General features: G+C 70.4%; 16 protein-coding genes and 1 pseudogene. 3 read left to right on the forward strand and 14 right to left on the reverse strand.

From position 1 onward, the window contains the following. Positions 1-215: 215 nt before the first annotated feature. Both NFR93_RS14300 and NFR93_RS14305 read right to left on the reverse strand, forming a co-directional pair. Positions 216-2,159, reverse strand: coding sequence for a bifunctional copper resistance protein CopD/cytochrome c oxidase assembly protein (locus NFR93_RS14300; RefSeq protein WP_251455382.1), 1,944 nt, complete (start codon positions 2,157-2,159; stop codon positions 216-218). Positions 2,160-2,329: 170 nt separating this feature from the next. After that, positions 2,330-2,617 carry an HU family DNA-binding protein gene (locus NFR93_RS14305; protein WP_251454669.1) on the reverse strand — a complete coding sequence of 96 codons (288 nt, stop codon included), beginning with the start codon at positions 2,615-2,617 and terminating at the stop codon, positions 2,330-2,332. A gap of 216 nt (positions 2,618-2,833) precedes the next feature. Between NFR93_RS14305 and NFR93_RS14310 the strand changes: the two genes are divergently transcribed. Continuing rightward, the gene (locus NFR93_RS14310) at positions 2,834-3,568 is read left to right on the forward strand and encodes a potassium channel family protein (protein ID WP_251454671.1); all 735 of its coding nucleotides are present in this window, start codon (positions 2,834-2,836) and stop codon (positions 3,566-3,568) included. Here the strand turns inward: NFR93_RS14310 and NFR93_RS14315 are convergent. The 5 genes and pseudogenes from NFR93_RS14315 to NFR93_RS14335 form a co-directional block, all read right to left on the reverse strand. Beyond that, positions 3,463-4,581, reverse strand: coding sequence for an alpha/beta hydrolase (locus NFR93_RS14315; RefSeq protein ID WP_251454674.1), 1,119 nt, complete (start codon positions 4,579-4,581; stop codon positions 3,463-3,465). The two genes, NFR93_RS14310 and NFR93_RS14315, sit on opposite strands and share 106 nt — an antisense overlap. Before the next feature lie 135 nt (positions 4,582-4,716). Then, positions 4,717-5,022, reverse strand: coding sequence for a 30S ribosomal protein S14 (gene rpsN / locus NFR93_RS14320; RefSeq protein ID WP_251454687.1), 306 nt, complete (start codon positions 5,020-5,022; stop codon positions 4,717-4,719). Positions 5,023-5,025: 3 nt separating this feature from the next. Then, positions 5,026-5,196, reverse strand: a complete 171-nt coding sequence (rpmG, locus tag NFR93_RS14325) for a 50S ribosomal protein L33 (RefSeq protein WP_005051772.1) — start codon at positions 5,194-5,196, stop codon at positions 5,026-5,028. Then, complete coding sequence (rpmB, locus tag NFR93_RS14330; protein ID WP_251454689.1) at positions 5,196-5,432, reverse strand: 50S ribosomal protein L28; 237 nt, start codon at positions 5,430-5,432, stop codon at positions 5,196-5,198. The genes rpmG and rpmB overlap by 1 nt, the downstream gene beginning before the upstream one ends. Before the next feature lie 222 nt (positions 5,433-5,654). Beyond that, positions 5,655-6,311: pseudogene (locus NFR93_RS14335) on the reverse strand (DNA-3-methyladenine glycosylase); the annotation flags it as partial. Positions 6,312-6,350: 39 nt separating this feature from the next. Here NFR93_RS14335 and NFR93_RS14340 point away from each other — a divergent pair. Then, positions 6,351-8,081 carry an MFS transporter gene (locus NFR93_RS14340; RefSeq protein ID WP_251454691.1) on the forward strand — a complete coding sequence of 577 codons (1,731 nt, stop codon included), beginning with the start codon at positions 6,351-6,353 and terminating at the stop codon, positions 8,079-8,081. Here the strand turns inward: NFR93_RS14340 and NFR93_RS14345 are convergent. From NFR93_RS14345 to NFR93_RS14375, 7 genes are read right to left on the reverse strand one after another with little or no spacing between them, the layout of a single operon-like run. Further along, complete coding sequence (locus NFR93_RS14345) at positions 8,011-9,420, reverse strand: hypothetical protein (protein WP_251454693.1); 1,410 nt, start codon at positions 9,418-9,420, stop codon at positions 8,011-8,013. The genes NFR93_RS14340 and NFR93_RS14345 overlap by 71 nt on opposite strands. Beyond that, on the reverse strand, positions 9,410-10,192 hold the full coding sequence (locus tag NFR93_RS14350) for a TIGR03943 family putative permease subunit (RefSeq protein ID WP_502846306.1): 783 nt from the start codon (positions 10,190-10,192) through the stop codon (positions 9,410-9,412). Before NFR93_RS14350 ends, NFR93_RS14345 begins: the two co-directional genes overlap by 11 nt. Then, on the reverse strand, positions 10,185-11,213 hold the full coding sequence (locus NFR93_RS14355) for a permease (protein WP_251454694.1): 1,029 nt from the start codon (positions 11,211-11,213) through the stop codon (positions 10,185-10,187). The genes NFR93_RS14350 and NFR93_RS14355 overlap by 8 nt, the downstream gene beginning before the upstream one ends. Beyond that, the gene (locus NFR93_RS14360) at positions 11,200-11,625 is read right to left on the reverse strand and encodes a Fur family transcriptional regulator (protein WP_251454697.1); all 426 of its coding nucleotides are present in this window, start codon (positions 11,623-11,625) and stop codon (positions 11,200-11,202) included. The genes NFR93_RS14355 and NFR93_RS14360 overlap by 14 nt, the downstream gene beginning before the upstream one ends. Positions 11,626-11,678: 53 nt before the next feature. Then, positions 11,679-12,548, reverse strand: coding sequence for a metal ABC transporter permease (locus tag NFR93_RS14365; RefSeq protein ID WP_251454700.1), 870 nt, complete (start codon positions 12,546-12,548; stop codon positions 11,679-11,681). Further along, complete coding sequence (locus NFR93_RS14370; protein ID WP_251454702.1) at positions 12,545-13,354, reverse strand: metal ABC transporter ATP-binding protein; 810 nt, start codon at positions 13,352-13,354, stop codon at positions 12,545-12,547. The genes NFR93_RS14365 and NFR93_RS14370 overlap by 4 nt, the downstream gene beginning before the upstream one ends. Beyond that, complete coding sequence (locus tag NFR93_RS14375; protein WP_251454707.1) at positions 13,351-14,397, reverse strand: metal ABC transporter solute-binding protein, Zn/Mn family; 1,047 nt, start codon at positions 14,395-14,397, stop codon at positions 13,351-13,353. The genes NFR93_RS14370 and NFR93_RS14375 overlap by 4 nt, the downstream gene beginning before the upstream one ends. 165 nt (positions 14,398-14,562) lie before the next feature. On the opposite strand from NFR93_RS14375, the gene NFR93_RS14380 reads away from it, so the two are divergent. Beyond that, a complete protein-coding gene (locus tag NFR93_RS14380) occupies positions 14,563-15,666 on the forward strand; it encodes an IS110 family RNA-guided transposase (RefSeq protein WP_251454720.1) in 1,104 nt (367 codons plus the stop codon). Positions 15,667-15,778 lie beyond the last annotated feature (112 nt).

Consider the following 15,778-nt stretch of genomic DNA (forward strand, 5'->3'; position numbering starts at 1 on the left):
GTACCGATCGATAGCGCGGATGCCGCGAGGTGGCGCGTCGGCGGGGTCCAGGCGCCGCGAGCTGGCGCGGATGCCGCAAGGTGGCGCGTCGGTGGGATCTACCCGCCGCGAGCTGGCGCGAATGCCGCAAAGTGGCGCGTCGGTGGGGTCCACGCGCCGCGAGGTGGCGCGGATGCCGCGAGGTGCCGCGGCGGTGGGACCGCCTTCCGGCGTCGTCAGCGGTTGGCGCGGGCGTCGCGCTCGGCCAGGCGCGCGAGCTGCTCGTTGTAGGCCTCGAGCTCGGCGTCGCCCGTGCGGTCGGCGTGCCGGTCGCGCCGACGCGTCTCACGGGTGTCGCTGCGCGACCACTGGATCGCCACCATCACGGCGAGGATCAGCGTGGGGATCTCGCCGATCGACCAGGCCGCACCACCACCGGTGTACTGGTCCTCGAGCGGCGTCGCGCCCCACGTACGGCCCATCGCGCCGAACCACTCGGCGACCATGAGGCCCTCCTGCATCATGATGGCGATGCCGAAGAACGCGTGCATCGCCATGACGCCGATGAGCAGCAGCAGCCGACCCGCGTAGGGCAGCCGGTACGGCACCGGGTCGATGCCCACGAGCGACAGTACGAAGAGGTAGCCGGTGATGAGGAAGTGGGCGATCATCCACTCGTGCCCGAGGTGGTCGTAGAGCGACCAGCGGAACAGGTCGGTGTAGTAGAACACCCACAGCGACCCGATGAACAGGCCGGCGGCCACGAACGGATGCGTGATCACGCGCGAGACGGGCGAGTGCACGGCCCACAGGATCCACTCCCGCCCGCCGCGCGTCCCGTCGTCGCGCTTGCGGATGGCGCGCGCCGCCAGCGTGACCGGAGCACCCAGGACGAGCAGCAGCGGAATCGCCATCGTCAGCAGCATGTGGCCGATCATGTGCATGCTGAACAGGTAGTCCTGGTAGACGTTGACGACCCCGCCCGTCACCCAGACGAGCAGAGCCAGTCCCGCCAGCCACAGCACGGCGCGGTGGATCGGCCACGCGTCGCCCCGACGTCGCAGCCGCCACACGCCGGCGAGGTAGAAGAAGGCGCCGAAGCCGGCGAGCACCGCCCACAGCAGGTCGATGTCCCACGCCGTGATCCACGACGCCAACGTCGGTTCGGGCGGCAGAGGCCCGCCGGTGAGGATCTCGGCCGGCGTCTGCTGCAGCGGAAGCCCCGCGTCCGCGGGTGGAGGCGTGCGGGCCAGGGCCGCGGCCGCGCCGCTGGCGACGCCCATGAGTGCCAGCTCGAACGCGATGAGACTCCAGAAGGCGCGCGAAGCGGCATCCTCGTGCAGGCGCGTGATGACCCGGCGGCGGTACCACGCGCCGAGGACGCCCATGGCCACGAGCGCGCCGACCTTGACCACGAGGATCAGTCCGTAGGGCGACAGCAGCGCATCCCAGACGCGCAAGCCGACCGCGGCCCGCACGACGCCCGAGACCGATACGACGACGAAGGCGGCGAGGGCCAGGCTCGAGTAGCGCGCGACGATGTGGACGAGGCGCGAGCGTTCCAGCGCGGGTCGCACGATGACCAGCGCGAGGAGCCCGCCGAGCCACACCGCCGCGGCGATCATGTGGAGCACCAGCGCGACGACGGCGGAGTTGTGGTCGGCCTCGTCGCCGGAGTGTCCCTGCGTGCCCATCGGCACCAGCGCCGCAGCCGAGAGCAGGGCGACGAAGAACACGGCGGTGAACGAGCGGACGGCGAAGGTCAGGATCGTCAGGACCGCTCCGGCCACCGTGGTGATGAGCCACGTGCGGCCGACCTCGGTCTCGACCAGGAAGCGAGCCAGCTGAGCCCCGAACTCGGGCCCCGCGCTCACCTCGGGGTTGAAGGCGTCGACGAATGTGAGGAACCCGGTCGCGGCGGCCGCGACGGTGAAGATCGACGCCGAGACGGATGCCGCATCCAGCGCGACGTCGAACTCGCGCTCGCCGGAGCGCAGGGCGAAGAGGGCGAGGACGAGGACGCCGACGAGCCCGGCGGCCGACAGGTTCACCAGCAGCTTCGCCACCGGCAGACCCCAGCGCACGAGAGGCCCGGGGTCGCCGATCGCCAGTGGCTCGGCCGCGCCGCCGTACGCGAGCGCCCACGTCAGGACGACCAGCGCGGACCCGACCAGGATCAGTGGGCCCGCGATGCGCAACCGGCCCGCGGATCCGGCGCGTTCCCGCCCCTCGCGCGGCGCCGCGGCGGCGGGCGAAAGGGCGGTCGGGTTCACCCTGCAAGCCTAATCGCGCAACAGAAGGGGGATGCCGCGCGGTGCGGCATCCCCCTTCTGGCGAGGCGTGGGGCGTCTTACTTGACGGCAGCCTTGAGCTTCGAGCCGGCGGTCACCTTGACGCGCTTGCCGGCCGGGATCTTGATCTCTTCACCGGTCTGCGGGTTGCGGCCGGTGCGAGCCGACGTGTCGACCTGCTCGAACGCGATCCAGCCCGGGATCGAGACCTTGTTGCCCTTGGCGACCGCGTCGGACACGGTGGAGAAGAGGGAGTCGAGCACGCCCGAGACAGCGGACTGGCTCTGGCCCGTCGCGCTGGCGATGCTCGCGACGAGTTCGGTCTTGGTGATGGACTTGTCGGCCATAGGTATGTCCTCCAAAGGCGCGGGATCCGCCGCCTTCTTCATTGCTCGGACCGGACGGCGCATGCCCTCCGGCTGGTCGGATCGACCGCCTCGACTATAGCCAGAAACCGCGGAAATTCGCGGATTTTGACCCTTTACGGCCTTTCGCCCCGGCGTGTCGGGGTCTGGAGTGGCCAATGGGACCCGTGAGGTGAGGTGCGGCCGTACTCTGAGGCCATGGTCATCGTGAGCAATGTCATCGGCACGGCGCTCATCCTGATCGCCTTGAACGACGTGTTCCAGACGCTCCTGCGCCCGAGCGCCACCGGTCGTCTGACGCACGTCGTCTTCCGCCTCGCATGGGCTCTGGCGCGGCGTCGCCGGCGTTCGCTGTTCTCGAGCGGGGCTCTCACGGTGCTTATGACCATCGCGATGTGGCTGGCGCTCGTCACGGTCGGCTGGGCCCTCGTCTACCTGCCGCACGTGCCCGAGGGGTTCTCGTACTCCGGCGTGGATCCCGAGCGTTACGTGCCGTTCGTCGAAGCGCTGACCTTCTCGATGGTGGCCCTGACGACCTTGGGCCTGGGCGATGTGATCCCGGCCGAGCCGTGGATCCGCGCGCTCTCGCCCCTGGAAGCGCTCACCATGTGCGGGGCGAGTCGCCGGCCGAGGTGCTCGACCACGTCGCCAGCAGCCACGGGCACTCCGCCCACGACTGATCGTCGCTGGGGGCGCGTGCGCACGCGTCCCCGGCAGGGTGCCAGGGGGGTAGGTTTCGGGGCGCGTGCGCACGTGTCACCGCCGGGGTGCCAGGGGGGTAGGTCTCGGGGCGCGTGCGCACGCGTCACCGCGAGACGGCGCGCTCGTCAGGCGTGCAGGCGCCGCAGCGCCGAGACGACATCGTCGTGCCAGCGGCGGGCGGCGGGCAGCGCGCCGGTGAAGACCGGAGTGTCGTGGGTCACCCCCTGGTAGCGCACGACCGAGGCGTCGACGCCGGCCGCACGCAGCGCCGCACCATAGGCGTCGCCATCGCCGCGCAGGGGGTCGTACTCCGCCGTGAGGATCACCGCCGGCGGCAGGTCGGCGTGCGAGGTGGCGCGCAACGGCGACGCGTACGGCTCGCGAGCGAGCTCGGCCCGGGGCAGGTACGTGCGCGCAACCGAGCGCAGCTCGCGCCGGGCGAGAACGTTCGGCACCCCGAGGGCACGCGTCGCGCGCAGATCGAGCATGCGCCCGGTCAGGTCGACCACCGGCACCTCGAGCACCTGCAGTCTCAGCGGACGACGCCCGCGATCGCGGTTGAGCAGCGTGAGCGCGGCGGCGACGTTCGCGCCCGCCGACGTACCTGCCACGGCGATGCGCCCGGCGTCCACCCCGAGCGCGTCGGCGTTGTCGAACAGCCACTCCAGCGCCGCGTGCGCCTGCTCCACCTGCGTGGGGTAGCGGTGCTCAGGTGCCAGGGCGTAGTCCACGGCCACCATCGCGACTCCCGCGTCCGCGGCGCGACGCCGGAATGCGGCATCCGTGGTCGGGTAGTCGATGCCCCCGATGCGGAACGCTCCGCCGAAGAACGCCAGCGCCCCCGGAACCGGCCTATCGGCATCGGGGTGGTAGATGCGCACGCGCACGGCCGGATAGCCGGGCACGTCGACCTCGTGCTCGGTGGTCCGGATGCCGGGGCCCGGCGTCCCGACCGTCCGAAGCTCGGTGCGATCCCACGCCAGCGCCGCCCTCCGGTGCTTCGCCCGAGCTCGTGCGCGCGGCCCCGGCCCGGCCGCACGTGCGCCTGCCGCGGTGCCCGCCGGAGCCGCGTGCGGCTGCCGTGGTGCGGACACCTGCCCGGAAGGCGCGGACGCGGCCGACCAGGGCAGGCGAAGCGGGTCGAGAAGGCTGCGCACGCGCGAGCGGACGGTGCCGAGCGCCTGGTCGAACAGGTAGCGGCGGTGCACGCGCAGGCGCTCCGAGAAGAACGGGTCGAGCGGCATGCGCCTATCCTCACCCGTCGCGGAGGCGTGGACCCGGTGGTTGACAACGCGAAAGGCCCGGAGTTCCGAGGAACTCCGGGCCTTCAAGCGAGGCGTGCTGGCTTACCAGCTCGCCCGTGCCGTATGCGTGCTGGCTTACCAGCTCGACTTGGTCACGCCGGGCAGCTCGCCGCGGTGCGCCATGTCACGGAAGCGGACACGCGAGATGCCGAACTTCGTGAGGACACCGCGGGGGCGGCCGTCGATGACGTCGCGCGAGCGCAGGCGAACCGGCGACGCGTTCTTGGGAAGCTTCTGCAGACCGAGGCGAGCGGCTTCGCGCTCCTCGTCGGTCGACGTCGGCGAAACGAGCGCCTTCTTCAGCTCTGCGCGCTTGGCGGCGTAGCGGTCGACGACCTCCTGGCGCTGCTGGTTGCGCGCGATCTTGCTCTTCTTGGCCATGGATCAGCGCTCCTCTCGGAATTCGACGTGCTTGCGGATGACCGGGTCGTACTTCTTCAGCACGATGCGGTCGGGGTTGTTGCGGCGGTTCTTGCGCGTCACGTAGGTGTACCCCGTGCCGGCGGTCGAACGCAGCTTGATGATCGGACGGACGTCCTGAGCCTTCTTGGCCATCAGAGCTTCACACCCTTCGCGATCAGGTCCTTCACGACCGACTCGATGCCGCGGACGTCAATGACCTTGATGCCCTTGGCCGACACGTTCAGCGTGATCTTGCGACCGAGCGAAGGAACGAAGTAGGTCTTCTTCTGCACGTTCGGGTCGAAGCGACGCTTCGTCCGGCGGTGCGAGTGCGAGATGTTGTGACCGAAGCCGGGAACTGCTCCAGTCACCTGGCACACTGCTGCCATAGTGATTTCTCCCTAGTACCGTGGAGCCGGACGGCCCCACCCAAGATCCCTTGTCTGCATCTCGTCGCACACGTCACCCACGCCCGGAACACCGGTCGTGGAGCGAACGAAGAGTGACGAAACGCGAACTGCGTGCTGGAGTGCGCGCAGACAAAGAGTCAGTCTAGCACGGGAGCTGTCCCGCCCCTCCGGCCCCGCCCCCTGCGCCGCCTGCCCCCGACGGCCCTGCGCCCGCCCCCAGCGGAACACCGACACGGTCGGCTCGTCGGGGACCCAAAACCGCCACGGGAACGTTTCGCCGCCGGCCACGCCGGCGACCCCGACCCGAGGTCCTGTCGCGACGCGCTCCAGCGGCTCCCGCCGAAGGTGAAGGCGCGCGACGGCGCCCGCGCGCTCCTCCCCGGTGACGGCGTCGATGCCGTCGTGGATCGGATGCCGCAGGCCGACCGCGTCGCCGAGCCGACCGGGCCCCCGGGCGAGGTCGATCGGACGCCGCGCCGCCGGGCGACGCCGGAAGGCGGCATCCCGCCCTTCGACGATCTCGCCCCCGCGCAGCAGCACACCGCCGGCCACCCCGTCGGGCCCGCATACGACGTTCACGCACGAATGGATGCCGTGACTCAGGTACACGTAGAGATGGCCCGGCTCGCCCCACATCGTGGCGTTGCGGGCGGTGGGTCCCATCCGCGCGTGCGACCCGGGGTCGGGCACCTCGCCGGTGCCGCGCCCGTGATATGCCTCGACCTCGGTGAGCCGCACGGTGACGTGCTCGCCGTCGACGACGGTCGACAGGTGCGCGCCCAGCAGTCGCGGTGCGACCTCGAGCGGAAGCGCGCTCAGCTGCTCCCGCGTCGCGGGCACAAGAGGCGGCGCAGACATGGCGAGCAGTCTAGAACTCCGCGGCGATAGTCTTCGCGCATGAGCCGATGGTTCGCACTGGCCCTGCTGGGCGTCTCGCAGTTCGTCATGGTCCTCGACAGCACGGTCATGAACGTGTCGATCTCGACCGTCGCCGCCGACCTCGGCACCGACATCTCGGGAATGCAGGCCGCGATCACCTTCTACGCCCTCACGATGGCGGCGTTCATGCTGACCGGCGGAAAGCTCGGCGACCGCTGGGGGCGGGTCACCGCGTTCCGCGTCGGGGCGATCGTCTACGGACTGGGCTCGCTCGCCACCGCGCTCAGCCCGAATCTCACCGTGCTGCTGCTCGGCTGGTCGCTGGTCGAGGGACTCGGAGCCGTGCTGGTCATCCCGGCCATCGCCGCACTGGCGGCGGCGAGCTACACCGGTCGCGATCGCGTCGTGGCGTTCTCAGCACTGGGCGCCATCACCGGTGTCGCCGCGGCGGCGGGTCCCCTGATCGGCGGGCTGGTCACCACCTACTCGTCGTGGCGGTACGTCTTCGTCGCCGAGACGGTGATCATGATCGTCGTCCTGCTGCTGTCGGGCCGCCTGCACGACGCCCCCGCGCAGCGCGGCGTGCGCATCGACCCGCTGAGCGTCGTCCTGTCGGCGGGCGGCATGGCGCTGCTGGTCTTCGGTGTTCTGCAGAGCAAGGTCTGGGGATGGGTCGTGCCGCTGGATCCGCCGCGGATCGGCGACACGGTCATCGCCCCCTTCGGCATCTCACCGGTGGCGTACCTGCTGCTGGCCGCGGTCGTCGTGCTGTGGGCTTTCGTTAACCGGCAGCGCCGGCTCGAGAGCACCGGCCGCGCGCCGCTGCTGAAGGTGAGCATGCTCGCGATCCCCGCGCTGCGCAGCGGGTTGACGCTGTTCATGGCCCAGTACTTCGCGATCGCCGCGCTGTTCTTCGTCGTCCCCGTGTACCTGCAGACGATCCTGGGCGACGACGCCCTCGAGACCGGTCTGAAGATCCTCCCCCTGTCGGCCGGGCTCATCGTCTTCTCGATCGTCGGCTCGAAGCTCGCGACGGTGCACTCGGCGCGTCACATCGCCCGGCTCGGGCAGATCGCGCTGGCGGCGGGACTGCTGTTCATCGTTGTCGCCGTGCAGCCGACGCTCGCGGGCGGGCTGTTCGCCGTCGGGATGTTCGTCGTCGGCGCGGGATTCGGCCTGCTGGCCTCGCAGCTGGGGAACGTCAACATGTCGGCGGTGTCGACGGAGGACACCTCCGAGGTGGGTGGTCTTCAGGGCACCTTCCAGAACCTCGGCTCGTCGTTCGGCACCGCCATCGTGGGCTCGGTCTTCATCCTGCTGCTGACGTCGGGCTTCACCACGGCTATCCAGAACAGCGACGATCTGCCCGACGACGTGCGGCAGCAGATCACCGCCGAGACGTCGACGGGTGCGCCGATCGTCTCCCGACAGCAGGCCGAGGATGCCGTCCTGGCCGCGGGCGCCGATGCCGACGTCGCCGCGTCGGTCGCTCAGACCTACGTCGACACGCAGGTGACGGCGCTGCGGCAGTCGCTCTTCTTCGTCTTCGCGCTGTCGGTGATCGCCCTGCTGCTCTCACGCGGACTGCCGGCGACGATCGCACCCCAGCCGGATGCCGCGCCCGACACTCCCGCCGGCTCGGCGGCAACGGATGCCGCACCCGCCGATCGGGTCCCGCCTACTGGGGCGGGGTCTGGCACCACGAGATCGAAGAGCCGGCCAGGGCGACGACCTCATCGCCCGTCGTGAGGTCGAGCACGCGGGTCTCGAGCCGCTCGGGCAGCGGCAGCAGGTACGTGTCGTAGCGGTTGTCCACGACATCCGGGGCGACGAGGACGCTCAGATACCGCGCGCTGGGCGAGACGCACGTCTGCAGCACCGCTTCGGTGGATGCCGCCTGGTACACAACCTCGGAAGCGCCATCGGGGGCCACCACCGCGATCGCGGTCTCGCCGGTCGGGACGTCGTCCTCGAGCACGGCGGCGGAGCGGATGGTCCCGCCGTCCGGCAGCGGCGTGAGGGAGTCGAGGGGACCGAGGGACGGCTCGGCGTCGACGACGGGTTCCTCACCGGCATCCGTGAGATCGATCGCCACGAGACTCTCGAGCCGCTCGACGACCGCGACCGACGAGCCGCGCGCGATGCCCTGGATCGACAGCGCGTTCCCCAGCGACGTCGCGTTCTCACCCTCGGACCCGGTGAGCAGCAGCGATCCGTCGAACGACAGCAGCAGGATGCTGTCGGTGTCGGGCACGAACCGCCACTCCGCCACACGCGGGTCGGCGCCCGACGGAGCCACGGCCCGCGGCTCGAGCGCGTCGTCCGCGAGCGAGACCGTGAACAGCTCGCTCTCGCGTCCGCCGTCGGCGCCGAGATCGGCGTCCGAGAACACGAAGCCGACGAGCTCGCCGCGGTCGGCCGACTGCAGCGCCGAGACGAAGCCGTCGCCCGGGAGCTCCACCTCGCGAGCGTTCCCGCCGTCCAGATCGGTGACGATCAGTGCCGCCCGGTCGTCGTCGGTGCGCACCGACACGATCAGATGACCCGCCGTCGTGCGGAAGTCCTCGATGTGCGGATGCCGGAACACCGGCACCCCGTTCTCACCGCCGAGATCGGTCGAGAACACGACGTCCTCGTCCGCGCCCCGCTGGAGCAGGTGCGTCTGCGTGGCCGGCGTGCGGAACGTGTGCTCGAGCGACGCGTCCGGACCCCCGCCCACCCCGGTGACACCGTCGATGCGCACCGTGTACTCGGTCTCGTCCCACAGCGGAAGGGTGAAGCGGATGCCGACGCTGCGACCCGAGGTGTCGACGGCGAACGGCGTCGCGGGCTCGACCGTGACCTGCGCAGGGTCGACCTCGGCGAGCGACTGCGACGTCGTGAAGATGAGACGGGAACCGGATGCCGCGACCGCCGCCTCGGCATCGACCTGCACGCTCGAGACCCGCGGCCCCTGGATCACCGTGATCACCGCGCCGATGAGGCTGAGCACCGCGAGCACACCTACCACGAGGCCGAAGCTCGCGGCGAAGGCGCGTCCGCGGCGGCTCCGTGTCTGAGCGCGCCGGGTCGGGCCGTCAGTACTCATACGGGTCCTCGGGCTCGTCGATCACCGCAAGCTCCGTCGCGTCGATCGTGAGCCGGCCGTCGGAGGTCGACCGGACGGTTCCGGTCACCGTGACCCATTGACCGGTCGACGGCACGTCGTCGGCGCTCACCGGCACGCTCGCCGACTGGGCGTCGATGACGCAGTGGGTGATCACCAGGCGGCTGAGGTCGAAGTCGCCGTCCTCACCGGGCGTGACGAAGCCGGTGAGCTCGACCGTCTCGCCGTCGAACGCCTCGGGATTCGTCGAGGTGGCGAACACCGCCGACCACTCCCCGACCCCGAACGACGCCGTGTCGCCGGTGGAGGCCAGTGTGACGGCATCCGATCCGGCGAACAGCGGCGGTGCGCCGACGTCGCGTGAGATCGCGAGCTCGGCCGACAGCGATGCCGGCGGCAGCAGCAGGGTCAGCAGCACGACACCCGACGCGAGGGCGCCGCCGGTGACCGTGGCGACGGTGCCGAGCTTCGTCGTCGGGTACGTGTGTCCGTGGCCCTCGCCCGGCGAGTGGTCATGCGAGGCGGGCGTGCCGTGGTCGTGCCCGTGGTCTTCTTCGGCGCCGAGCGGCAGCGCGAACGACGCGACCGCGCCGACGACGACGAGGACCGACATCGAGATGGCGAACCAGGTCGAGTCCGGGTTGATGTAGAGACCGAGACGACCGGTGAGCGCGAGCGAGATCGTGACGACCGCCATGACTGTCGACAGCCCCACTCCGAGCCAGCGGGTGGCGAGCGCGTGACGCCTAGACAACGAGGTTCACCCCCGTCCCGATCGCGAATGCGGCGAGGACGACCACGACGACGATGCCCGCAAGCGTGCGCGTCGTGAAGGTCGTCCGCAGCAGCGCGAGCATCTTCACGTCGACGAGCGGCCCGACCAGCAGGAACGCCACGATCGAGCCCGGTGTGAAGGTCGAGGCGAATGACAGCGCGAAGAACGAGTCGACGTTCGAGCAGATCGACACCACCATCGCCAGCGCGATCATCGCCACGATCGACAGGGCGGGGTTCGAGCCGATCGCCAGGAGCGCCTCGCGGGGCACGAGCACCTGGACCGCACCTGCGATCGCCGAGCCGATGACGAGGGCCGGCATGACCGCGCGCAGCTCGACGACGAACTGGGCGAGGGTGCGCCGCCAGCGGCTGCCCGGCTCGTGGGTGACGAGTGCGCACGTGTCACGGAAGCGGTCGGTGAGCAGGGCGTCGGGCGAGGGATGCCGGCTGTACAGCCACCCGATGAGGTTGGCGATCAGGTACCCGCCGATGAGGCGCACCACCAGGATGCCGTCGTCGAAGCCGAACGCCTGATGGGTGGTGATGATGACGATGGGGTTGACGATGGGCGCCGCGATGAGGAACGACAGGGTCTCGGAGACGGTGAACCCGCGCATCAGGAGGCCGCGGGCGAACGGCACGTTGCCGCACTCGCAGACCGGGATGAACATGCCCAGAAGCGAGAGGACCGCGCGGCGCGCCCACGCCCGGCGCGGCATCCATCTCTCGATGACGCCCGGAGGAACCCACACCTGCACGACGATCGACAGCACCACGCCGAGCGCCACGAAGGGCAGCGACTCGATGAGCACGCTGATGGCGAGGGTGAGGCCGTCCTGCGTGCGGGTCGACAGGGGCGCCGGGAACAGTGCCGGAGCGAACGCGTCGAGCACGAACAGCACGGCGATGACCGCCGCACCGATGCCCAGTGCGGCGAACGCGCGCGCCGTCGGAGTCGGATCCAGGCGCGCGGTGCGGGGCGGGTCAGTCCGCGTCACGCTTCTCGGCCGCGTCGGTCACGGAGGCCTGGGCGCACGCGGCGCACAGTCCGAAGATGTCGACGATGTGCTCGGCGTCGCGGAAGCCGTGCGTCGCGGCGGTGCGCTGCGCCCACTCTTCGACGTCGGTCGCGGCGATCTCGACGGTGAGCCCGCAGGAGCGGCAGATCAGATGGTGATGGTGGCCGGTGCTGGTGCACGCACGATAGAGCGATTCACCTTCGGGGCTCTGCAGCGAATCGGCGTCGCCCTGTGCGGCGAGTCCGGCGAGTGCGCGGTAGACGGTGGCGAGTCCGATGCCGGTGTTCTCGTCGCGCAGTGTCGCGTGCAGGGCCTGGGCGCTGACGAACCCGGGCGCGCCGGCGAGCGCTTCGCGCACGCGTTCGCGCTGCCAGGTGTTGCGCTGAGCCATGGCGGGGAGTCTACCGGCGCGTCCTGATCAGGTTCCTGGGAGCGAGGTGGTGCTCACGCGTTCTCGGCGGTGCGCGCGTAGCGGCCGCGACGCGAGCCCACCACGCGGCACACGAGGTAGATCGCGAACGAGATCGTCGTGATGTACGGGCTGACCGGGAGCGTGCCGGCGATCGCCAGCAGGATGCCCCCCACCGCCGAAACGAACCCGAACAGTGCGGACAGCACGGGAACCGACACCGGGCCGGACGCGACGCGCATCGCCGCGGCGGCGGGGGTGACGAGCAGGGCCATCACCAGAAGCGCGCCGATGATGTGGACGGCGACGGCGACGATGAGCCCGAGCAGCAGCATGAACGTCAGCGAGACCGCTGTCGTGGGGACGCCGCGGGCGGCTGCGGCCTGGGGGTCGAGCGAGTCGAAGCGCAGGGGCCGCCACACGAGCACCAGCCCGAGTAGGACGACAGCACCGATGCCGATCAGCCAGCCGAGCTGTCCGCTCTGCACCGAGACGATCTGCCCGGTGAGCAGGCTGAAGCGGTTGGCGCTGCGGCCGTCGTAGAGCGACAGGAAAAGGATGCCGAGGCCCAGACCGAAGGGCATGAGCACGCCGATGATCGAATTGCGCTCGCGAGCCCTCGCTCCGAACCAGCCGATGAGGGCGGCAGCGACGAGGGATCCGACGATGGAGCCGGTGACGACATCGAAGCCGATCAGCAGCGCGGCCGCGGCGCCGGCGAACGACAGCTCGCTGATGCCGTGCACCGCGAAGGCCATGTCCCGCTGGATGACGAACACGCCGATCAGTCCGCCGACGAGGCCGAGGACCGCGCCCGCCCACACCGAATTCGACACGAGCGCGAGGATCTCGCCGTAGACGGGGAGGCCCCCGAACATGGCGTCGCCGATCTCGTCCCAGTTCACAGGTGTCCCTCGTGGTGATGGTGGGAGGCCTCGGCGTCGGGGGCGCCCACGACGACCAGGCGGTCGCCGGCGCGCAGCACGAAGACCGGAGCGCCGTACAGGTCGGTGAGCACCTGTGAGGTGAGGACGTCCTTGGGCTTGCCGAGGGTGAACCGTCCGCCGGCGAGGTAGAGGATGCGGTCGACCTTGCCGAGGACGGGGTTGATGTCGTGGGTGACGAGCAGGACGGCCGCTCCGGTGTTCTTGCGATGGCGGTCGATGAGGTTCACGACGGCGCGCTGGTTGGCGAGGTCGAGGCTCGTGAGCGGTTCGTCGCACAGCAGCAGACGCGGGTCGTCGGCCAGGGCCTGCCCCACGCGGAGGCGCTGCTGCTCGCCGCCCGACAGCAGGCCGACCGGCCGATCGGCGAAGTCCTGCGCGCCGACCGCGGCGATGAGCTCATCGACCCGGCGGGCGTCGCCTCGACGCGGGAGCGGCGGTCCGAAGCGGTGGCCGTCGACGCCCAGGCGCACGAGATCGCGACCGCGCAGAGCGGTCTCGCGCGGCAGCGGACGCTGCTGGGGGATGTAGCCGATCCGGCGATTGCCCTTGCGGTGCACGGGCTCGCCGAGGGCGGTGATGGTTCCCGTGCTCAGCTGCTCAAGGCCGAGGATGGCGCGCAGCAGGGTCGTCTTGCCGGAGCCGCTGGGCCCCAGAACGGCGATGAGCTCGCCGGGCTCGACGGTCAGGTCGAGCCCGCTCCAGAGTTCGCGGTCCTCGCGGTGGAGTCCCGCCCCGCGGATCTTGAGGGGAGCGGCGTCCGTCACGCCTCGAGCGCTTCGCCGAGCGCTGCGATGTTCTCCTGCATCCACGAGATGTAAGTCTGGCCCTCGGGAAGGGTCTCTGTGAACTCGACGACCGGAATGGACGCGGTTTCGGCTTCGTCGAGCACCTGCGTGGTCTCGGCGCCACCGGTCTGCGCGTTGGCGATCACCACGTCCACTTCGCCGTCGCGCAGCAGGGTGAGCGCCTCGAGCAGCGTCGCGGGGGGAACGTCCTGCCCCTCCTCGACGGCCTCGCTGAACGCATCCGGTGTGACGATGTCGAGACCGGCCGCTGCGGCGAGGTACACCGACACGGGCTCGGTCACGAAGACCTGGGCGCCGCCGAAGGAGGACTCGAGCTGGGCGAGCTCGGACTCGAGTCCCTCGATCTCAGCGAGGAGTGCGTCGGCGTTGGCGCTGAACGTCTCGGCGTCGTCGGGGCTCAGCTCTGCGAGCTCGGCCGCGATCTCCTCCACGACATAGGCCATCGTGTGCGGGTCGTACCAGACGTGCTCGTTGAAGCCCTCGACGTGGCCGTGGTCCGCGTGCTCGTCCTCGGCGTGCTCGTCCTCAGCGTGCTCGTCCTCAGCGTGCTCGTCCTCGGCATGCTCGTCCTCGGCATGCTCGTCCTCGGCGTGCTCGTCCTCGTGGCCGGCGTTCTCGGGCCACGAGTGCGAGAACTCCACCGCCGTGATGACATGGGCTTCGCTGCCGCTGGACTCCAGGAGGGCGTCGATGAAGGCGTCGTACCCGCCGCCGTTCTCGATGACGAGCTGCGCGTCGGCGACGGTCAGCTGGTCGCGGGCGCTGGGCTCGAACGAGTGCGGGTCCTGCGAGGCGGAGTCGACGATCGAGGTGACCTCGACCAGGTCGCCCCCGACCTCCTCGGCGAGCTGGCCGTACACGTTCGTCGACGCCACGACCGCGATCGCACCGTCCGCGGCTTCCCCGCTCGCGGGTCCCGGGCCGGAGGCGCATCCGGCGAGGGCGAGGGAGGAGGCGGCGGTCAAGCCGAGGATCGTCGAGGCGCGATGAAGTGCGGGCATGCGCCCAGAATAGCGGTATTGATAATCGTTCTCAAACCGAAGGGGTGGTTCAGACCCTATGAGTGTGGGGTTCTGAAGTGGTTGTAGGCCCAGGGCCTCACGGTGCAGATTCGTGGATCATCCCGAGGAGTGGCCTTGGGATGCCGACATGCAGCGGAGGCCCTGGTGTTCAACGAGCGTACGGCGATCGGTTTGGATGTGCACGCGCGGAGCGTGCGAGCGGCGGCGATCGACTCGTCGACGGGTGAGGTGATCGAGGCGCGATTGCCCGCTACGACGGCGGAGGTCGTGGCGTGGGTGACGCAGATCGCGGCCCGGCTGGGGCCGGCGCATGCCGCGTATGAGGCGGGCCCGACCGGGTTCGGGCTGGCCCGGAGACTCGACGCGGCCGGTATCGCGGTGACGGTCGCGGCGCCGTCGAAGATCATCCGGCCCGCAGGGGATCGGATCAAGACCGACGCGCGGGACGCGCTGCTGCTAAGTCGGCTGCTACGGATGGACGAGCTGGTCGCGGTGCGGGTGCCGACCGAGGCGGAGGAGTCGGCCAGGGATCTGGTGCGGGCGCGCGATGATGCCCGGGTGGAGCTGATGGCCGCCCGGCATCGGCTATCCAAGCTGCTGCTGCGGCGCGGGATCGTGTATGCCGGAACCAACGCCTGGAGTCGAGACCACGACCGTTGGCTGCGCGCGGAACGCCGTGACGGGCTGGACGGCGCGGGCATCGGGACGTTGGCCGCGTTCGATGCCGGCTACGACGCGGTCACGCAGATCGTCGCTCGCAAGGACGGCCTGGACCGGGACATCACCGCGATGGCGGCGGATTCGGAGTTCACTGCGGTCACAACGAGGTTGGGATGTCTGCGTGGGATCTCGACGTTGACCGGGTTCGCTCTCGCGGTCGAGATCGGCGACTGGAACCGGCTCACCGGGTCGAGTATCGCCGCCTACCTCGGGCTGGTCCCATCGGAGCACTCCTCCGGCGGGTCCCGTACGTTGGGTCCGATCACCAAGACCGGGAACACCCACGCCCGCCGGCTGCTGATCGAGTCCGCCTGGTATCACAAGCATCCCTACAGGATCGGGAAAATCATGCGGGACCGGTGGGCTCACGCGCCAGCCACCGCGGCAGCCCGCGGCGATGCCGGCAATCGGCGTCTTCACCACCGCTGGATGGTGCTGTCCGCGAAACAGAAGAAGCACACCGTCGCGAACACCGCGATCGCCCGCGAACTCGCCGGCTGGTGCTGGTCCCTGGCCGTCATGGACTGACCTTCCCGAGCCCGTCCCCGGACATCGGACACCGGAACGCATGCAGCGTGAAGAGAACACCAGCGATTCGACTGTGAGCAGCCAGGCCCCAGGCCACGGCCACGCTCGACCT

Origin of the sequence: Microbacterium sp. Marseille-Q6648, assembly GCF_943181415.1 — a bacterium.
Classification (GTDB): Bacteria; Actinomycetota; Actinomycetes; order Actinomycetales; family Microbacteriaceae; genus Microbacterium.